The following is an 18,165-nucleotide window of genomic DNA, read 5'->3' as shown; positions in this document are numbered from 1 at the left end:
TCTTGTCAGTTTGATGTTTACACGTTTGCCAACGCACAGCTGCCCGACCTACCAAGAGAGTCGTGATATTTAATCGGGAGAGAATAAATGGATTGCGATGGGAAAGGGCGCTAACGGAATAGTGATCTGCTTGTCATGGAACACAGTCTGTTCATCTGTCATTAAGCTTATAATGACACACACTCTGCGGGACTATGCTCAGTTATAAATAATCAAAAGTTCAATTTGAGTAAGAGAATTAATTATCCGGTGATTGAAATTGGCAGCGATAATGCAGGCAACTGTTTGTTTTATCTAGTGAAGTGTTTTGGCTACTCTCTTTTACCAAAACGGATAATAAATAGACGATAAAGTAATCGCTAATTAATTGTTGGCAGGATGGCAAAGGGGAGAGCGTTGGGTAGCAATGGAGTCTTTATTTGCTAAAGGAGAAAAATGTAGGGTGCAATGAACGAAGTGAATTGCACCAAGTATTAAAAGAGGCAAGAGGTGCAATGCGCTGCGCTTATTGCACCCTACGGTAATTATTACTATCCATGATAGTGCTTCAATAAAAAGTAGCGGTCAGGACTATTTTTTACGCCGCTCACTTTACCGACTATTTTAAATCCCATTTTTTCATAAAATTTGGGTGCCTGAAATGAGAGAGTGTCGACTTGAGCAGCGATACATCCCCGTTTTTTTGCCTCACGTTCAGCAATCTCCATTAATTGAATGCCGAGCCCCTGTCCTCTCTTGTCATTGTGTACCCAAAGCACTTCGATCAACAGTTGATGATAAATAGTTCGTCCGGCAATGCCACCGACAACTTCGTCATTATCATCATGAATGGCAATAATTAAAGGTTGGGAGCGTTCCTCACCCATTTTATCAAAGTTAAATTGTCTAAGGTTATCAACAAGTACATTGAAGATATCATCTTTATGTTCATTATGGATTTTTATATACATCAAATATTACTCCATTAAAATATAATCGTAGGGTGCAATGAACGAAGTGAATTGCACCAAATATTGAAAGAAGCAAAAGGTGCAATGCGCTGCGCTTATTGCACCCTACGGCACTAATTTAAAATGTGATAATAAGATATCAAGTTTCAGTAGTGTTGGTATCAACTACTTCAATTGCTTTCCTTTCTTCAATTCTAGCCATTGATTCTCTCTCAAACTTAAGAGCTTCGGTGCGATCACCTAGATACCTTGGTAGGTTGCCCAAAGCCATAAAACCACCTAGATGTTGTTCATGGTGACCGATTATTAGTCCCCCATAACAATTGTGTGCACGACAACCACTAATTAAAGTAGAGTTGTTTGTGATTAATATGTTTTGAGGTCTAACCAATATCTCTACACCATTTTTTAAAAATCTTCCACGATTAACAATTACTTTGTTCGGAGGTTTGAAGTCTATTTCAATTAGTATCTTTCGGTGCGCCTCACGAATCGATAGTTTTGTACCTATTAACTGTATGTCCCAAGGGGTTGTTGAGTAATATAGTTGATTGTTTTTTATATGAAGAACTGGTGCATTAAATTCATCGAAAATAACTAGATTTAGAAGTAGATGACCATCCGCCATGATAAGGCCAATCAAGGGAGTACCATCAACACTAATAGGTACCATTGCGGTTCCATACCCTTGGTCATTACATGTAAAGCTGTTTCCACCTATTTCAATTTCAGCTGTTTTTCCGGAAAAATGTAAGCTATAGGGTTTAGATACACCCTTACGAAGATTAAATGGATTTTGATTTGCATCACGTACTACTTGTTTTGGGAGTAGGCCACCTGTTTTTTCTCTGTGGTGTTGATCACACAATAAAGTTATCTCTTCAGCTACATGGCGTTTGACGTTAGCCCATTCCTCCATGTGCTCATATTCATACAATGGCATTCCGCAGATAACACAACCGAAGCCACAACGCTGTCTAACCTCTCGTTGAATTGGAAGAGGTATATTTCGACTATTTAAATCTTGTTCTTTAGTCATACAGATTCCTATTTTAAGCTAACAATTATTTAAATGGAGAGTACCAATACTGTAACTTGGTATTATAAAAATTGTTTTCGTAGCCATCCCTCAATCTCCCCAAGTTTCAGTCATCAGTCTATTTTTGAACCCATGAGATTGTGTTGCGTATCTGCATGAAATGACCCCCCCAACGAAGCTGGTTGCCAACTGAAGCATGCTATCCAATCGGGTAGGGGGTAAAAAGGGCAATCGGCGTATAATCTGTTCAGGATCAACAAATTAGTCATTGATTGGGTGTTGCTTGAGCAATTAAGTTGAAAGGGTAGGGTGAAATACCTTAGTCAGCCGGTGTCGAGCTCGTCACTTTTGTCGTGTCGATCACACTTCCCAGCCCGTCGTCACCCTCGTCAGCGGTGATAAACAGCACACTGCGCTTTTTTATTAATCCTTTATTTTCAGTTGGTTGTAAATTTTTACCGCACCCTTGGCCCGTTTTGGTCTGATAAATGCTTTGTGGGGGGCTGGCCGCCTCTTTGCCTGTCGGCGGGCGGCCCGGTGTAACGAACCATTTAGGATCCCTCTCTATGAACAGCTTCGTGATTGCAGATCCCAGTCTCTGTATTGGGTGTCGTACCTGTGAGGTGGCTTGCGCCGTTTCACACCAGTCAGGGTCTTGCAGCGGGACCCTTGAGCGGGAGGGCGGCCTGCATCTTGCCATCGAGGATGGACATCTGGTCTCCAGGGACAGCTACTTTCAGCCGCGCCTGAAGGTGATCGTGGGCAGCAAGGTGACCACGCCGGTGCTCTGCCGCCAGTGTGAAGACAAGCCGTGCGCCATGGCCTGCCCGAACAATGCCATCGTCAGCGAGGATGGTTGCGTCAAGGTGTTGCAGGAGCGCTGCATTGGCTGCAAGTCCTGCGTGGTGGCCTGTCCTTACGGCGCCATGGCGGTGGTGCTCAAAGAGGTGCCCCCAGCTGCTGATTCGCTCTTCAAGCGTCCGCAGACCAAGGCGCAGGCGCTCAAGTGCGATCTCTGCCGTCACCGCGAGGCGGGCCCGGCCTGTGTCGAGGTGTGTCCGACCCAGGCGCTGCGGCTGGTCACGCCGGAGCATCTTGAAACCCTGAACCGGCAGAAGCAGCTGGCCAGTGCCGAGGCACTGCTGGCGATGCCTGCGCGGGTGTGAGCGGGCTTGCCGAGCCGTTTTTCGTTAACAAACAAGAGTGTGAGTCATGAAAAAAGTCATTACCGTGTGCCCCTATTGCGGCACCGGTTGCAAAATCAACCTGTTGGTTGAAAACGACAAGGTGGTGGGGGCTGAAGGCGCCAACGGCCGGACCAACGAGGGGCAGCTCTGCCTCAAGGGCTATTACGGTTGGGATTTTTTGAACGACACCAACCTGCTGACCCCCCGTCTCAAGAGCCCGATGATCCGCCGCGAGCGCGGTGGCAAGTTCGAAGCCGTCTCCTGGGATGAAGCGATCGAGTTTGCCAGCAGCCGTCTGGCTGCCATCAAGGCGAAATATGGCCCGGACGCCATCATGACCACCGGCTCTGCCCGTGGCCCGGGCAATGAAGCCAATTATGTGATGCAGAAATTTGCCCGTGCGGTGATTGGGACGAACAACGTCGACCACTGCGCGAGGGTGTGACACGCACCCTCAGTCTCCGGTCTGGAGACAACTGTAGGCAACGGCGCCATGAGCAACGCCATTCCCGAAATTCAAGAGACCAAGTGCCTGCTGGTGTTTGGTTACAACGCTGCTGACTCTCACCCCATCGTCGCTCGCCATATCCTTAAGGCGAAGGCAAACGGGGCCAAGGTGATTGTGTGTGATCCCCGCATGGTGGAGACCGCTCGTATCGCCGATCAGTGGCTGCCGCTCAAAAACGGTTCCAACATGGCGCTGGTTAACGCCTTCGCCAACGTGTTGATCAATGAAGGGCTCTACAACAAGGCCTTTGTCGCTAACTACACCGAAGGGTTCGACACCTTCAAGGCCACAGTGGCCAAGTACACCCCGGAATATGTGGAGGGGATCACCGGCCTCAAAGCCGCCGATATCCGCGCCGCCATTCGCACCTATGCCGAGTCGCCTGCTTCCATGATCCTGTGGGGCATGGGGGTGACCCAGTATGGTCAGGCAGTGGACGTGGTCAAGGGGCTGGCGGGTCTGGCGCTGCTGACCGGCAACTTCGGTCGCCGTGGCACTGGCTGCGGGCCGGTACGTGGTCAGAACAACGTGCAGGGCACCTGCGACATGGGGATGCTGCCGCACCAGTTCCCGGGTTATCAGTCAGTGGCCGATCCCGCCATCAGCGCCAAGTTCGCCAAGGCGTGGGGCGTGGCGTCACTTTCCCAAAAGCCCGGCTATCGCCTGACGGAGCTTGGCCACAAGGTGGAGGAGGGCAAGTGCAAGGCTTTCTACATCTTCGGTGAAGATCCGGCTCAGACCGAGGCTGACTTGGGTCAGTTCCGCCGCACTCTGGCGGGGATGGAGCTGGTGATCGTGCAGGATATCTTCATGACCCAGACCGCCGAGATGGCCGACGTCATTCTGCCCGCCACCAGCTGGGGCGAGCACGAAGGGGTCTACAGCTCGGCAGATCGCGGCTTCCAGCGCTTCTACAAGGCGGTGACGCCCCCCGAGAATGTGAAGCCGGACTGGGCGATCTTCTCGTTGATGGCGACCGCCATGGGGTATCCCATGGAGTACCACAACACCGAAGAGATCTGGGACGAGATGCGTGCGCTCTGCCCGCTCTACGCCGGGGTCAGCTACGACAAGATGGCCGATCTCAAGAGCGTGCAGTGGCCTTGCCCGACCGAGGATCACCCGGGCACCAGCACTCTGTTCGAGGGGAATGTGTTCACCACCCCGAGCGGCAAGGGTCAGCTGATCGCCTCCGAGTGGCGGCCGCCGCTGGAGCAGCCCTGTACCGAGTACCCGCTGGTGCTCTCCACCGTGCGCGAGGTGGGTCACTACTCCTGCCGCTCCATGACCGGCAACTGCTCGGCGCTGCAGACCCTGGCCGATGAGCCGGGCTATGTGCAGATCCACCCGAGCGATGCCAAGAAGCTTGGGGTGAAGGATCAGGCGCTGGTCTGGATCTCGTCGCGCCGTGGCAAGGTGATTACCCGGGCCAACTACAACGACCGGGTCAACGCCGGGGTGGTCTACATGACCTACCAGTGGTGGATCGGGGCCTGCAACGAGCTCACCATCGAGCACGTCGATCCCGTCTCCCATACGCCGGAGTACAAGTACTGCGCGGTTAAGATCGAGCGCATCGACAATCAGCCTGAGGCGGAAGTGTACGTCCAGACTGAATACAGCGCGCTCAAGGCGAAATTGCGCAGCGCAGCCAAAGGCTGATCGCCCTAAAAAAGAGGTTCTGCACAAATAAGGGAACCCGACTCGGATTTATCGAGTCGGGCACCCTTTTATTACCCAAAAACAGGGGATGAATGATGCAACATGAAATTGGTCGCTTATTCGGACTTTTCTATATTGGCACCTATCTGGCGGCGATATTGCTGGGAATAGGTTGCTATATTTGGCGCGACGAGATGATATTTCTGCTCGGCTTCGGTTTTTTCGGCTGTTTTATGGCAGCGCGGCTCGCCATGAGCAGCGTATTTTCTGCCTTGAGTATTTCCAGTGCCTGGCTGATCGGGTTTATCTCCACCACCTTGATCAACGGCCTGCTGCTGGGGGTGATCACCCTGCTGGTCTACCTCACGCACCAGAGCGTCACCGCCGAGCTTGCCGACAACGCCAGCTGGCTGCTGATGGCCTTCCAGAGCCTGTCGGCCCTCTTTATCTTCGGTGGCCTGAAGTGCTGCCACAGCCGGATCATCACTTCGTAAATTGCCGATAAATAGGCAGCAAACGCCATCTTGAAACCCGCAACCAGCGAAGAGTAAAGGGCAGATCTGACAGTTGACGGCGGCCCACTTTTCGGGCGCCTTAATTGAGATCAAGAACTGATGAAATAACCGGTTAAATATGGCCATCAGATATATTAAATCGGATTGTAATGAAATTTGAGCTCATCTATGATGAGTCGCCATTCCAATATATCCCCCGATAACGATGTTACTTTTTGTTGTCGTTCGTTAATAACAACTCTGGAATTGCAACATGCGACAATTTTCGTCACCGCTTTTCTTATTGGCAGCCGCTATTACGGGCTGTGGCTATTTATTTTGGTGACGGGTGCTTGTCGTGATGCGATGGCATGGACAGCCTGACTGGTGACTAAATCGATATAACGTGAGGCCGCAATGCTAAATGTGAGTGCCATCCCCCTGGACGAGATCTCTCCCATCTGGGACGACGGTTTCCTCCTGCTCTCCAAATCCCTCCTGTCGGCCGTGACGCTCGATGATTTTATCCACAAAATCAACAAGATAGATGCCAGCTTCGGCGGCGTGACCCGGGTCAACCTGATCCTCAACATGGGGGCGGACGAGGAGGCCATCTTCTACTTCATGGGACATTCCGGCCCAAAGCGTCTGGTCTGCCCCAAGGCAGAGCTGCACCTCTCCCCCCGTCCCACCAAAGAGACCCCGGAACAGGCCATCATTCTCGCTGCCGCCCGCTTTGAGAATCGCTGCCCGGCGCTGGATCGCGAAGGGGCCTACGAGGGGCTGCGCTCCTATTGCCAGCTCCCCATCACCACCGCCCGCAGCCACCTTGGCGGGGTCGAGTTTATCAACACCCAGCTCGACAGCTTCACCATGGAGACGCTCGCCAAACTGACCCAGCTGGCGGCCATTATCGCCATTGCGCTGGAGAACGTGCTCGACAAGGAGCGCACTCTGGAGCAGGCCAACTCCCTGCGCCTTGAGCGCGACAGCTGCAAAATTCTGGTGGATGTGACCAACGCGGTAATCAAACTGGTGCGCATCGCCGAGCTGCCCAAGAGCCTGTTTGCCATCCTGCACCACCACTTCGGCATCAGCAGCTTGTGTCTGGCCGAATACAACGCCACCTCCGACAGCTTCAAGAGCTATCTGGTCAATCAGCACCAGAGCGATCAGCCGGGCATCATCGATCACTCCTGTTTTGAAAAGAAGTGCCTGCAGGGGGCCCTTGGTCATAGCGAGCCGTTTTTTGTCTATCGCGAACACGGCCACGGCTGCAGCAATCGCTGCCGCTTTACCTCCCAGATCCTGCCGCCCGAGGCTGACAGCTCCTGCATTTTGCCGCTGCGCTATCGGGGCAACCTGCTGGGGGTGTTGATCCTCTCGCACCCCAACGCCGACTTCTTTGCCGATATCGATATCTCCTTGCTGGAGCAGGTGGCGGCGCGCACGGCCATAGCCATGAACAACGTGCAGGCGCAGCAGGAGATCTCCAACACCAACGGTGCCAAAGAGAAGACCATTCGCATCAACGAGCCGCAGATGCAGGGGGAGTTCCCCCACATCATCTACCAGAGCGCGGTGATGGAGAGCGTGCTGGAGAAGGTGCGGCTGGTGGCCGAGAGCGACAGTACCGTGCTGATCCTCGGTGAGACCGGTACCGGCAAGGAGCTGATCGCCCAAGCCATTCACGCCCTGAGTGCCCGCCACGACCACGAGATGGTGAAGGTGAACTGCGCCGCCATCCCCACCGGCCTTATCGAGAGCGACCTCTTTGGCCACGAGAAGGGAGCCTTTACCGGCGCCCTGACCCAGCGGATTGGCCGCTTCGAGCGGGCCCACAAGGGGACCCTGTTCCTCGACGAAGTGGGGGATATGCCGCTGGACTTGCAGCCCAAACTCTTGCGGGTATTGCAGGAGCACGAGCTGGAGCGGGTGGGCAACAGCAACCCCATCGCAGTGGATGTGCGGCTGGTGGCCGCCACCAACTGCGATCTGCTCTCCATGGTCAAGAACAAGCGCTTTCGAAGCGATCTCTACTACCGCCTCAACGTCTTTCCCATCGAGCTGCCGCCCCTGCGCGAGCGGCGTGAGGACATTCCGCTGCTGGTCAATTTCTTTATCAAGAAGATTGCCAAGCGGATGCGCCGCACCATCACCTCGATCCCCGCCGATGCCATGAAGATGCTGGTATCGCTGCCCTGGTACGGCAATATCCGCGAGCTGGAGAACGTCATCGAGCGTGCCGTGGTGATGACCCGCGGCCATGTGCTCAACCTCTCGCCCGATGAGCTGATGCCCCTCAAGGGCTACCACAAGATTGAGACTCTGGTTTATGACGAGCCCGCCACGCCGCTCTTTGCCGAGGAGGGGCCGATTGATGAGCGCGAGGCGATCATCGCTGCCCTGCGTGACTGCAACGGCATCGTCGCTGGCGAGCGGGGGGCGGCCAACCGTCTCGGCATGAAGCGCACCACCTTGCTGTCGAAAATGAAGCGGCTCGGCATTTCGGCCAGAGATCCCGAGATCATCGATGGGGTCGCACCATGAGAGAGCTACTTGAGCTGGAGGCGCGTGACGAGCTTAGCGAGCAGAGCGAACAGAACGAACTGGCCCGCTGCGCCATCCACCGCGAGGTGGTGCACTACCGCGCCGATACACTGACATGCGACAGCGAAATGGCGCTCCCCTCTGAGACGCCGGTGGCGCTGGTCTACAACGGTATCGCCCACAGCGTGATGATGTGCTCGGCTTCCGATCTGGAAGATTTTGCCACCGGCTTTTCGCTATCCGAGGGGATCATCGACAGCCTGCTCGATATCCACGACATCGAGCAGATAGACGGCTGTCAGGGGATTGAGCTGCATATCACCCTGGCCAACCGCTGCATTCATCGCCTTAAAGAGAAGCGGCGCACGCTGGCGGGGCGCACCGGTTGCGGCATCTGCGGCAGCGAGAGTCTGGAGCAGGTGATCCGCACCCAGCCAAGCTTGCCCGACAGCCAGCGTCTGGCGGTGGGGCATATCGACAAGGTGCTGAGCGCGCTGCGCCCGCTCCAGCTGCTGGGCCAGCGCACCGGCGCTACCCATGCGGCTGTGCATCTGGATGGTGAGGGCAACATTCTCGCCATCCGTGAGGATGTGGGACGCCATATTGCGCTGGACAAGCTGGTGGGCCATCTGTGCCGCACTGGTCGCCGTGATGGTGCCATTCTGGTGACCAGCCGCGCCAGCTTCGAGATGGTGCAAAAGTGCGCCAGCGCCGGAGTGGAAATATTGCTCGCCATTTCCGCTGCCACCGAACTGGCGGTCGAGCGGGCCGAGCAGACCGGGCTCACCCTGGTGGGCTTTTGCCGTCCCGGGCGGGCCGAGATCTACAGCGGCTGTCAGCGCATTCTGCTTAAGTGACAGCAAGAGTGAGAGCCTGCTAAAGGGCTTATAAAAACTGGCAATGAAAAAGGGCGGGGAGTGTGACTCCCCGCCCTTGTTGTATCTGCTGCTGTGGCGGTTTAGCGTGCCAGCAGGATACGCAGCATGCGGCGCAGCGGCTCGGCGGCGCCCCACAGCAGCTGGTCACCCACGGTAAAGGCGGCCAGATACTCAGGGCCCATATTGAGTTTGCGCAGACGACCGACCGGAATGCTGAGGGTGCCGGTAACGGCCGCCGGAGTCAGCTCGCGGGCGGTGATATCGCGATCGTTGGGGATCACTTTTACCCAGTCGTTGTGGGCAGCCAGCAGGGCTTCGATCTCCGCCAGCGGCACATCCTTTTTCAGCTTGATGGTGAACGCCTGGCTGTGGCAGCGCAGGGCGCCGATCCGCACGCACAGACCATCCACCGGAATAACGGCGTTTTCGATACCCAAAATCTTGTTGGTCTCGGCCTGACCCTTCCACTCTTCACGGCTCTGGCCGTTGTCGAGCTTGGTGTCGATCCAGGGGATAAGGCCACCGGCCAGCGGCACGCCGAAGTTGTCTACTGGCAGGGTGCCGGAGCGGGTCTTCTCGGTGATCTTGCGCTCGATATCGAGGATGGCGGAGGCAGGATCGGCCAGCTCAACCGCCACTTCGTCGCGTAGCATCCCCATCTGGGTGACCAGCTCGCGCATATGGCGGGCACCGCCACCGGAGGCGGCCTGATAGGTCGCCACGCTCACCCACTCCACCAGGTCGGCCTTGAACAGGCCGCCGAGGGCCAGCAGCATCAGGCTGACGGTGCAGTTGCCGCCAACGAAGGTCTTGATGCCATCGTTCAGGGCCTGCTCGATGACGTCGCCGTTGACCGGATCCAGAATGATGACGGCATCTTTCTCCATCCGCAGGGAGGAGGCGGCGTCAATCCAGTAACCCTGCCAGCCGGCGGCTTTCAGGCGCGGATAGACATCCTTGGTGTAGTCGCCGCCTTGCGCGGTGATGATGATATCCTGCTTGGCTAGCGCCTCGATATCGAAGGCGTCCTGCAGAGTACCGGCATCGACGCCGAAGTTGGGAGCGGCCTCACCGGCCTGGGAGGTGGTGAAGAATGTGGGTTGAATATGGGCGAAATCCTGCTCTTCCTGCATCCGGCTCATCAGAACCGATCCCACCATGCCACGCCAACCGACCAAACCTACTTTTTTCATATTGTCCTACCCTGGATTGCTGCTAAAGAAACTTGCGATGACACCCGTAACCCCTTGTCTGGCGACGCCTGTTTACAAGCGGTTTACAGGCCATTTAAAAAATATGCGCTGCGAAAAATGCGTCTATCCACATTACGGATTGTGACGGCTTGCGCAAGTCGAATTGCGCAATATTCTGTGCCGTTTGCTGCATTAACCGGCAGCCAGAGCACCGCTCAGGCAGACGGGCAGGGAGAAGGTCAACATCAGACGAAAAGGCCACCGTTTATGGCGGTGGCCTGTCAATAAAGCGGTTGAGAACGTCCTCTGCTGCTGTCTGGGGGCGTAGTTGGCGAGTGAAACAACCCGACCTGTTATGCGCTTAGCCGTAACGGGCCAGAGTGAGCCCCTCATCGCTGATGGCGGGCTCGCTGCCGCTGATAAGATCGCATAGAAGCTGACCCGAGCCGGCCGCCATGGTCCAGCCCAATGTGCCGTGGCCGGTATTGAGCCAGAGGCCGGGAATGGGGCTTGGCCCCACCAGCGGGGTGCCGTCCGGCGTCATGGGGCGCAGGCCGGTCCAGAATTCAGCCTTGCTGATATCGCCCCCTTCGGGAAAGAGATCCCCCACCACCATCGCCAGAGTGTCGTGGCGTCTCGGATTCAAGGCGAGGTTGTAGCCCGACAGCTCCGCCATGCCGCCGACCCGGATCCGCTCGTCAAAGCGGGTGATGGCCACCTTGTAGGTCTCGTCGAGCACGGTACTGCGCGGTGCGGCCTCGGCGTTGATCATCGGCAGGGTGAGGGAGTAGCCCTTGACCGGATAGACCGGCAGCTCCAGCCCGAGCGGGCGCAGCAGCGGCCGCAAAAAACCGGTGGCATAGCTGCCGAGCGCACAGACGATGGCATCGGCGCGATAGCGCTGCTCGCCCGCCCGCACCGCCACGGCGCGGCCGCGGGCTTGCTCAATCTCGTCGATGTCGCAGTTGAAGACAAACTTGACCCCGAGCTTCTCGGCTTCAAGGGCAAGGGCCTTGGTGAAGCGGAAGCAGTCGCCGGTCTCGTCGCCGGGCAGACGCAAGCCGCCAACGATTTTGCCGCGCACCCGCGCCAGCGCAGGCTCTGCCGCCTCGCAGCCGCTGGCATCAAGGGATTGGTAGGGGACGCCATACTCCTCCAGCACCTCGATATCGCGCTGACTGGCATCGAGCTGGGATTGGCTGCGAAACAGCTGCAGGGTGCCGAGCTGGCGCCCTTCGTAATCGATGTTCAGCTCGTCGCGAAGTGCCTTCATGCAGTCGCGGCTGTATTCGGCCAGACGCACCATGCGCCCCTTGTTGGTGGCATAGGCGGTCGGGGTGCAGTTGGCGAGCATTCTGAGCATCCAGCGTAGCTGGAAGGGGTCGGCAGTGGGGCGCACGGTGAAGGGGGCATGCTTTTGCAGCATCCACTTGGCGGCCTTGAGGGGGATGCCGGGGGCCGCCCAGGGGGCCGCATAACCGGGTGATATCTGCCCGGCGTTGGCATGGCTGGTTTCAAGGGCGACGCCCCCCTGTCGCTCCAGCAGAGTCACCTTGTGACCCGCTTTGGCCAGATACCAGGCGCTGGTTACCCCGATCACGCCACCACCGAGAACCACTATCTCCATATCGTCTTTCCTTGACTGATCTCCTGATATGGCCACCACCATAATCAGCCGCCACAGGATATTCAACCGCTCTGCGCAGGATTGGGATCTCCGTCTGCTTGCCGGTCACAGGCTGGTGTTTGGTGCGATGACGCGCCTGATTGCCAGCGTAAATCGCTGCGCTGTTTTCAAGGCAGTGTCAGGGGCTATGGCCCGCTTACAACTGCTCCAGCTGGATCAGGTACTGCTCCGCAGTGGCCAGAATGGCCTGCTGCTGTTCGGCGGCTTGGCCATCCCAGTTGGCATAGGGGAGGGCGAGGCGGGGATTGCCGCCCAGTTTGTCCCGATTGCGCCAGAGAAAGTGCCAGTAGAGGCTGTTGAAGGGGCAACTTCCGTCGCCGTGGCGTGCTTTGACCTGATAGTGGCACCCCTTGCAGTAGTGGCCCATCCGCTCGAGATAGGCGCCGCTGCTGGCGTAGGGCTTGCTGCCCATCAGGCCGCCATCGGCAAACTGGCTCATGCCGCGGGTGTTGGGCAGCTCCACCCACTCGATGGCATCCACATAGATGCCGAGATACCACTGATCCACCTCGTCAGGATCGATCCCCGCCAGCAGGGCAAAGTTGCCGGTCACCATCAGCCGCTGGATATGGTGGGCGTAACCGTGTTCAAGAGACTGGCCAATGGCGTGGCGCACGCAGGCCATCCTGGTTTCTCCATTCCAGAAGAAACCGGGCAGCGGTCGGTTGGCCCCGAGAAAATTGGTCTGCTTATAGTCGGGCATCTTCTCCCAGTAGAGGGCGCGGACAAACTCGCGCCAGCCGAGGATCTGGCGGATAAACCCCTCCACCTGCGCCAACGTGATGGTGGCCTGATTGGCCTGCCAGTGGGATTCGGCGGCGCGGATCACCTCAAGCGGATCAAGCATCTTGCTGTTGAGGGAAAACGACAGGCGGCTGTGAAACAGGCTCCAGCCCCGCTCGCTCAGGGCATCCTGATAGCGGCCAAAGTGGGGCAGGCAGTGGGTGAGAAAATGGGCCAGCAGCTCGCGACTCTGGCGCCTTGTGATGGGCCACGGCAGTCTGCTGGCATCCGCCTCGCCGATGGTGCTGACCCCGTGGCGGGTCAGCATGGCATCAATCTCGATCACCTCGTTGGCAAAGGTGAGGGGCGCCGGGATCGGCTGGCTCGCCGGCAGTTTGGCGCGGTTCTCGTCATCAAAGTTCCAGCGCCCGCCAAGGGGTTGGCCGCGCTCATCGAGCAGCACTTGGTATTGCTTTCGCAGGGCGCGGTAGAAGAACTCCATCCGGCTATGGGGGTAGCGCTGCCAGCCATCGCGGGAGGTGAGAAAATGTTCGCTCTCCACCTCGGTAGCTGGGATGACAAGACCCGCCGCCCAGCTTTTCAACTGGCTGGCGAGGCGCCACTCATCCGGGCTCTGCCAGGCAAAGCTGCTGGCCTGATGCGCCGCGATTTGGGCTGCCAGCAGGCTGGGCAAATCGGGCCAGCGGGCGCTCTCATCAAGGGTCAGGTAACAGACGCGGTGGCCCGCCTTGCCAAGGGCCGCTGCGAAGGCGCGCATGGCGGCAAAGAAGGCCAGCACCTTCTGGCGATGGTGGCGGCAGTAGTCGGTCTCTTGGCGCAGCTCCGCCATCAGATAGCAGACCGCCGGATCCGGCGTGCGAAACCAGCTGTGAGCGGCGTTCAGCTGATCGCCGAGAATCAGGCGCAGCTCCATCAGACTCGCTCCCCCTCAGGTTGCTGGCTGCGGTGACGAGCGTGGCGACAGCGCTCGCTGCAATAGCGAACCTCCTCCCAGCTGCGCGCCCACTTGCGCCGCCAGCTGAAGGGGCGCAGGCAGACGGGGCAGATCTTCTCGGGGAGATGGGGTTTGCGATGCATGATGGCTTCCGGCCTTGGCTGATGGGGGATGTGGCGTGTGGGTAGGGAGAATAACGAAACGGGGGCGCGGGCGGATCAACCTCACTGCCAGTTTGCCGCGCAGACGCCCACTTTGTGAGCGGGCGCACAGCCCGTCGGTGCGCCCCTTGTTTGCCAATTAACCAGCCGTTAACGTGGCGAGGCTGCCTGTTGGCAGCATCCATCAATGAACATGGGTTCATCGACATAGTTGGCCACCGACTGTCTACAACCGATATGGAGGGGAGTGATGCCAATCATGACAGCTACGCCCCGGGCAGCTTGCCTGCTCGCCCACTGGTATACCCGGGATCCCATTCTCACCTTCGATTTTCCTCACCGCTGATTGGCGGCACCCGCCGTTTGAATTTGTCAGCCGGACGACCCTGATCGCCCCGGCCTCTTTGCCAATTCCAATTCCAATTTCAAACACACTGGCCCCGCGCCGGTGAGGAGTCTTTTATGCGTCGTATACCCGAGCCGTTTCGTATCAAGATGGTCGAGCCCATCAAACAGACCACTGGCGCCGAGCGCCGTGCCGCCCTCGAGGCCGCTGGCTGGAACCCCTTCCTGCTGCTGGCTGAAGATGTCTATATCGATCTGCTGACCGACAGCGGCACCGGCGCCATGTCCGATCGCCAGTGGGCCGGCATCATGATGGGGGATGAGGCCTATGCCGGCAGCCGCAACTTCGTCGAGCTGGAGCGCACGGTGCGCGAGATTTTTGGCTATCAGCATGTGATGCCCACCCACCAGGGGCGCGGGGCCGAGCAGATCCTCTTCCCCGAGCTGGTCAAGCGCTGCAAGGGCAAGGCGCCAGTGTTTATCTCCAACTACCACTTCGACACCACCAAGGCTCACGTGGAGTTGGCCGGCGCGCGGGCCATCAACCTGCTCACCCCGAAGGCCCTCGATACCACGGCCCCTTATGCCTGGAAGGGGGATTTTGATCTCCCTCGCCTGACCGACACCATCGAAACCCTGGGGGCCGACAACGTGGCCGGCATCATCATCACGGTGACCTGCAACAGTGCCGGTGGCCAGCCGGTCTCCATGGCCAATATGGAGGCGGTCGCCGAACTGGCCCGTCGTCACCATATTCCGGTGGTGATCGACGCAGCTCGCTTTGCCGAAAACGCCTGGTTTATCAAGGAGCGGGATCCGGCCTATGCCAAGCACAGCATCAAGGAGATAGTGCGCCAGATGTTCGCACTGGGGGACATCTTCACCATGTCGGCCAAAAAGGACGGGTTGGTCAATATCGGCGGGCTCTGCTGTTTCAAAGATGATCTCGACCTGTTCCGTGCGGTGCAGGTGCGCTGCGTGGCGATGGAGGGGTTTGTCACCTACGGCGGCCTTGCGGGGCGGGACATGGCGGCGCTCGCCATCGGCCTGCGCGAGGGGATGGATGAGGAGTATCTCACTTACCGCATCAGTCAGGTGGCCTATCTCGGCGAGCGGCTGGCCGAGGCGGGCATCCCCATCCAGACCCCCACCGGCGGTCATGCGGTCTTTGTCGATGCCAAAAAGCTGTTGCCCCATATTCCGGCCGAGCAGTTCCCGGCCCATGCGCTCGCTTGCGAGCTCTATCTGGAAGGGGGCGTGCGCGGGGTGGAGATTGGCTCCCTGCTGCTGGGGCGAGATCCCGCCACCGGCAAGCAGGAGGCGGCGGACTTCGAGCTGCTGCGGCTCACCATTCCGCGCCGGGTCTACACCCGGGATCACATGGACTATGTGGCAGACTGCCTGATCGCGCTGAAAGCGCGGGCCAGCGACATTCGCGGGCTCACCTTTGACTACGAGCCGCCGCTGCTGCGCCACTTCACTGCGCGGCTCCAGCCTGTCTGATCAGCAATCGGTCAGACGGGGTGATCAACCGCTCCAAGCTGTGAAGACCAAGAGCAGTTCCCGGTTAAACAGCCAAGTAAAAAGCCCCCGCACCAAGGTGCGGGGGCTTTCGTTTATCGAAGCAAACTGGGTCAGACCGCTTGATACTCCAGCTCGACCGAGCCCAGCGCCTTGAGGGTGGACTGGGCGGAGTCACGCTGGCTGATCTGGCCGTTTTTATTCTCCAGCAGTACGGCGCGGCGGATGGTGGCGAGATCTTCGCCGTTAAGCACCGCATGGGCGCAGGCCATCTGCATCGGCGGCAGGCTGGGGTTGAAGGCGGCGTTCTCGGCGTAGCGGCCAGAGAAGATGTGGCCATCGGCAAACTGCAGCGCCACCGCGGCATAGCCCTGGCTATAGGGGGCGTAGCTTTGACGGGCGGCGGCCAGCGCGGCTTGCCACAGCGGGTCTTCGCTTTGAAGCTCAAGCTCTGCGTGATCCTGCGGGCTCATCAGCGCATCCGTGATGTCGAGATCCGCCGGGCCAAACGAGTGGGGCAGGAAGGATTGCAGGGCGCTCAGGTCATCGGGTAGAGAGACTTTCAGGATCTTGGCGGTGCTCAGCTCGTTCATGAACTGACGGCAGTGGCCGCAGGGGGTGTAGTTGACGGTGATTTCAGAGATCCCGGTCTCGCCACCCAGCCAGGCGTTGGAGATGGCGGACTGCTCGGCGTGAACCGAGTGGAACAGACCTTGTCCCGCGAACTCCATATTGGCGCCAAAGTACCAGCTGCCGCTCAGGCCGCAGGCGATGGCACCGACATAAAACTTGGAGATGGGCGCGACCGAGCAGGCGGCGGCCAGCGGCAACAGGGCGAGGCGCAGGGCGCGATCATCGAGACCTGTGGCGGCTTTCAGGGTGGCGACTTGCTCCGGCGTGAAGCGGGCGTTGAAGTCGGCACTATCCAGCATGGGCTGCACGGCTGCTTTGAGCGGGGCAGAGAGGGTATCGAATGGCTTGGCAAAACGGGGATGCATAGTGTGTCCTCAAAGGCCAATTGGGCGGCCATTGTAGGGAGCAAGCTCGGGTAAATGTGTGAGCAGGCTCACGCCCTGATGGGCAAACGGAGGGGGATGGTAATGGAAACGTTTGTCTTGTGCAAATTGTGCGGCAGGTCGCACCCCGACAGCGCTGCAGAGCCGTCGGGGTGGTTAATCATCGGTCAGGTGAGCCAGTGATAGATGGCAAAAAGGAGGGGCGCGACGGCAGCGGTGAGGATACCGCACACCACCATGGCGAGCGATGCAAAGGCGCCCTGGGTGATCCCCTTCTCGGCGGAGGTGGCGGTGCCGATGGCGTGGGCACAGGCCCCCATGGCGAGCCCTTGCGCTTCCGGGTCGGTCACTTTGAACAGTTTGAGCAGCGGGTAGCCGATCAGGGCACCGACAATCCCTACCACCACCACCACTGCGGCCGCAATGGCGGGAATGCCGCCAATGGACTGGCTGACGCTCATGGCGAGCGGGGTGGTGATGGATTTGGTCGCCAATGAGGCGAGCAGCGCCGGATCTGTGCCCATAAAATGACCGATCAGCAGGGTTGTGCACACCGAGATCAAGACGGAGGCGAGGGTACAGATTAGGATGGGCTTGAGCTTGGCCTGGATCTGGCGCGCCTGCTGATAGAGCGGCAGCGCCAGCGCCACCACGGCGGGCTCCAGCAGCATGGTAATGGGGCTGCTGCCGCGCTCGTACTGCTCAAGGGGCAGATCGAGCCAGAGCAGCAGGCCGATGATCACCGCAGTCGGCACCAGCACCGGATTGATGATGGGCCAGGGCAGGCGACGATAGAGGGCCCGGGTGGCGAAATAGAGCGCCAAGGTCAGGGGAATGGCTAGCCAGAAGATCATTTGTTCATCCTCTGGTAGAGCCGACCGACGGTGGCAAGGATCAGCACGATCCCGAGCACAATGCAGAGCATGATGACGCCGAAGGATTGGCGCAGGGGCTCAAGCCAGGCCACCAGCCCGACTGCAACCGGCACGAACAAAACGCCCATGTGGCGCAGCAGCAAACCTGCCCCCAGCTCGACCCAGTGCAGCTTTATCAGCTGCAGGGAGAGCAGCACGAAGAGCAGCAGCATGCCGATGATGCTGCCGGGAAAGGCAAACGGCAGGATGGCTGCCACGGATTTGCCTGCCAGCAGGCAGGCGACGATGACCATAAAGTCACGAAAGTACAGCAAGGCGCGTTGCGCGATCACGTGAACCTCATCGACTGGGAAGAAAAATCGCAGTTTACCAGAGAGGCCGGGTCGCGGCATTAAAACAATAACAACTGAAATCAGTTCAT

15 protein-coding genes are annotated in these 18,165 nt (G+C 58.2%); 6 read left to right on the top strand and 9 right to left on the bottom strand.

The window, feature by feature from the left end:
* Window positions 1-530 precede the first annotated feature (530 nt).
* Entirely contained in the window at window positions 531-950 is a 420-nt protein-coding gene (locus ACTG2U_RS03445) for a GNAT family N-acetyltransferase (protein ID WP_302247192.1), read from the bottom strand.
* A gap of 139 nt (window positions 951-1,089) precedes the next feature.
* Window positions 1,090-1,989 (bottom strand): hypothetical protein, encoded by a 900-nt coding sequence (locus ACTG2U_RS03440; protein WP_302247193.1) that lies wholly within the window; start codon window positions 1,987-1,989, stop codon window positions 1,090-1,092.
* 566 nt (window positions 1,990-2,555) lie between these two features.
* Between ACTG2U_RS03440 and ACTG2U_RS03435 the strand changes: the two genes are divergently transcribed.
* The 5 genes from ACTG2U_RS03435 to fdhD all read left to right on the top strand — a co-directional run bounded on the left by ACTG2U_RS03435 (window position 2,556) and on the right by fdhD (window position 9,247).
* Entirely contained in the window at window positions 2,556-3,155 is a 600-nt protein-coding gene (locus ACTG2U_RS03435; RefSeq protein ID WP_058057623.1) for a 4Fe-4S dicluster domain-containing protein, read from the top strand.
* Window positions 3,156-3,201: 46 nt separating this feature from the next.
* Window positions 3,202-5,346 (top strand): formate dehydrogenase subunit alpha, encoded by a 2,145-nt coding sequence (fdhF, locus tag ACTG2U_RS03430; RefSeq protein WP_302247195.1) that lies wholly within the window; start codon window positions 3,202-3,204, stop codon window positions 5,344-5,346.
* Between the two features lie 95 nt (window positions 5,347-5,441).
* The gene (locus ACTG2U_RS03425; protein WP_005351584.1) at window positions 5,442-5,840 is read left to right on the top strand and encodes a hypothetical protein; all 399 of its coding nucleotides are present in this window, start codon (window positions 5,442-5,444) and stop codon (window positions 5,838-5,840) included.
* A gap of 417 nt (window positions 5,841-6,257) precedes the next feature.
* Window positions 6,258-8,390 (top strand): sigma 54-interacting transcriptional regulator, encoded by a 2,133-nt coding sequence (locus ACTG2U_RS03420; RefSeq protein ID WP_439974030.1) that lies wholly within the window; start codon window positions 6,258-6,260, stop codon window positions 8,388-8,390.
* Window positions 8,387-9,247 carry a formate dehydrogenase accessory sulfurtransferase FdhD gene (gene fdhD / locus ACTG2U_RS03415; RefSeq protein WP_439974029.1) on the top strand — a complete coding sequence of 287 codons (861 nt, stop codon included), beginning with the start codon at window positions 8,387-8,389 and terminating at the stop codon, window positions 9,245-9,247. Before ACTG2U_RS03420 ends, fdhD begins: the two co-directional genes overlap by 4 nt.
* A 101-nt stretch (window positions 9,248-9,348) precedes the next feature.
* Here fdhD and asd read toward each other — a convergent pair whose 3' ends face one another.
* From asd to ACTG2U_RS03395, 4 genes are all read right to left on the bottom strand, one after another.
* Window positions 9,349-10,461: an aspartate-semialdehyde dehydrogenase gene (gene asd, locus ACTG2U_RS03410; protein WP_005345266.1), complete on the bottom strand. Its 1,113-nt coding sequence runs from the start codon at window positions 10,459-10,461 to the stop codon at window positions 9,349-9,351.
* Window positions 10,462-10,822: 361 nt separating this feature from the next.
* Window positions 10,823-12,088, bottom strand: coding sequence for a D-amino acid dehydrogenase (locus ACTG2U_RS03405; protein WP_234664386.1), 1,266 nt, complete (start codon window positions 12,086-12,088; stop codon window positions 10,823-10,825).
* A 196-nt stretch (window positions 12,089-12,284) separates the two neighbouring features.
* Window positions 12,285-13,805, bottom strand: coding sequence for a cryptochrome/photolyase family protein (locus tag ACTG2U_RS03400; protein ID WP_439974028.1), 1,521 nt, complete (start codon window positions 13,803-13,805; stop codon window positions 12,285-12,287).
* Window positions 13,805-13,969, bottom strand: a complete 165-nt coding sequence (locus ACTG2U_RS03395) for a DUF2256 domain-containing protein (protein WP_236563252.1) — start codon at window positions 13,967-13,969, stop codon at window positions 13,805-13,807. Before ACTG2U_RS03395 ends, ACTG2U_RS03400 begins: the two co-directional genes overlap by 1 nt.
* A gap of 480 nt (window positions 13,970-14,449) precedes the next feature.
* Between ACTG2U_RS03395 and ACTG2U_RS03390 the strand changes: the two genes are divergently transcribed.
* The gene (locus ACTG2U_RS03390) at window positions 14,450-15,835 is read left to right on the top strand and encodes a tryptophanase (protein ID WP_439974027.1); all 1,386 of its coding nucleotides are present in this window, start codon (window positions 14,450-14,452) and stop codon (window positions 15,833-15,835) included.
* Between the two features lie 131 nt (window positions 15,836-15,966).
* Here the strand turns inward: ACTG2U_RS03390 and cdd are convergent, their stop codons facing one another.
* The 3 genes from cdd to ACTG2U_RS03375 all read right to left on the bottom strand — a co-directional run bounded on the left by cdd (window position 15,967) and on the right by ACTG2U_RS03375 (window position 18,076).
* Window positions 15,967-16,851: a cytidine deaminase gene (gene cdd / locus ACTG2U_RS03385; protein WP_279487743.1), complete on the bottom strand. Its 885-nt coding sequence runs from the start codon at window positions 16,849-16,851 to the stop codon at window positions 15,967-15,969.
* A 185-nt stretch (window positions 16,852-17,036) separates the two neighbouring features.
* Window positions 17,037-17,723, bottom strand: coding sequence for an LrgB family protein (locus ACTG2U_RS03380; protein ID WP_104014718.1), 687 nt, complete (start codon window positions 17,721-17,723; stop codon window positions 17,037-17,039).
* Window positions 17,720-18,076, bottom strand: a complete 357-nt coding sequence (locus ACTG2U_RS03375; RefSeq protein ID WP_005333279.1) for a CidA/LrgA family protein — start codon at window positions 18,074-18,076, stop codon at window positions 17,720-17,722. The genes ACTG2U_RS03380 and ACTG2U_RS03375 overlap by 4 nt, the downstream gene beginning before the upstream one ends.
* Window positions 18,077-18,165: the final 89 nt, after the last annotated feature.

The organism is Aeromonas sp. 95A (assembly GCF_051919235.1).
In the GTDB taxonomy this organism is placed as follows: Bacteria; Pseudomonadota; Gammaproteobacteria; order Enterobacterales; family Aeromonadaceae; genus Aeromonas; species Aeromonas veronii.
Note: the sequence above shows the minus strand (reverse complement) of the source record. Positions and strands in the feature narration are given on the sequence as shown.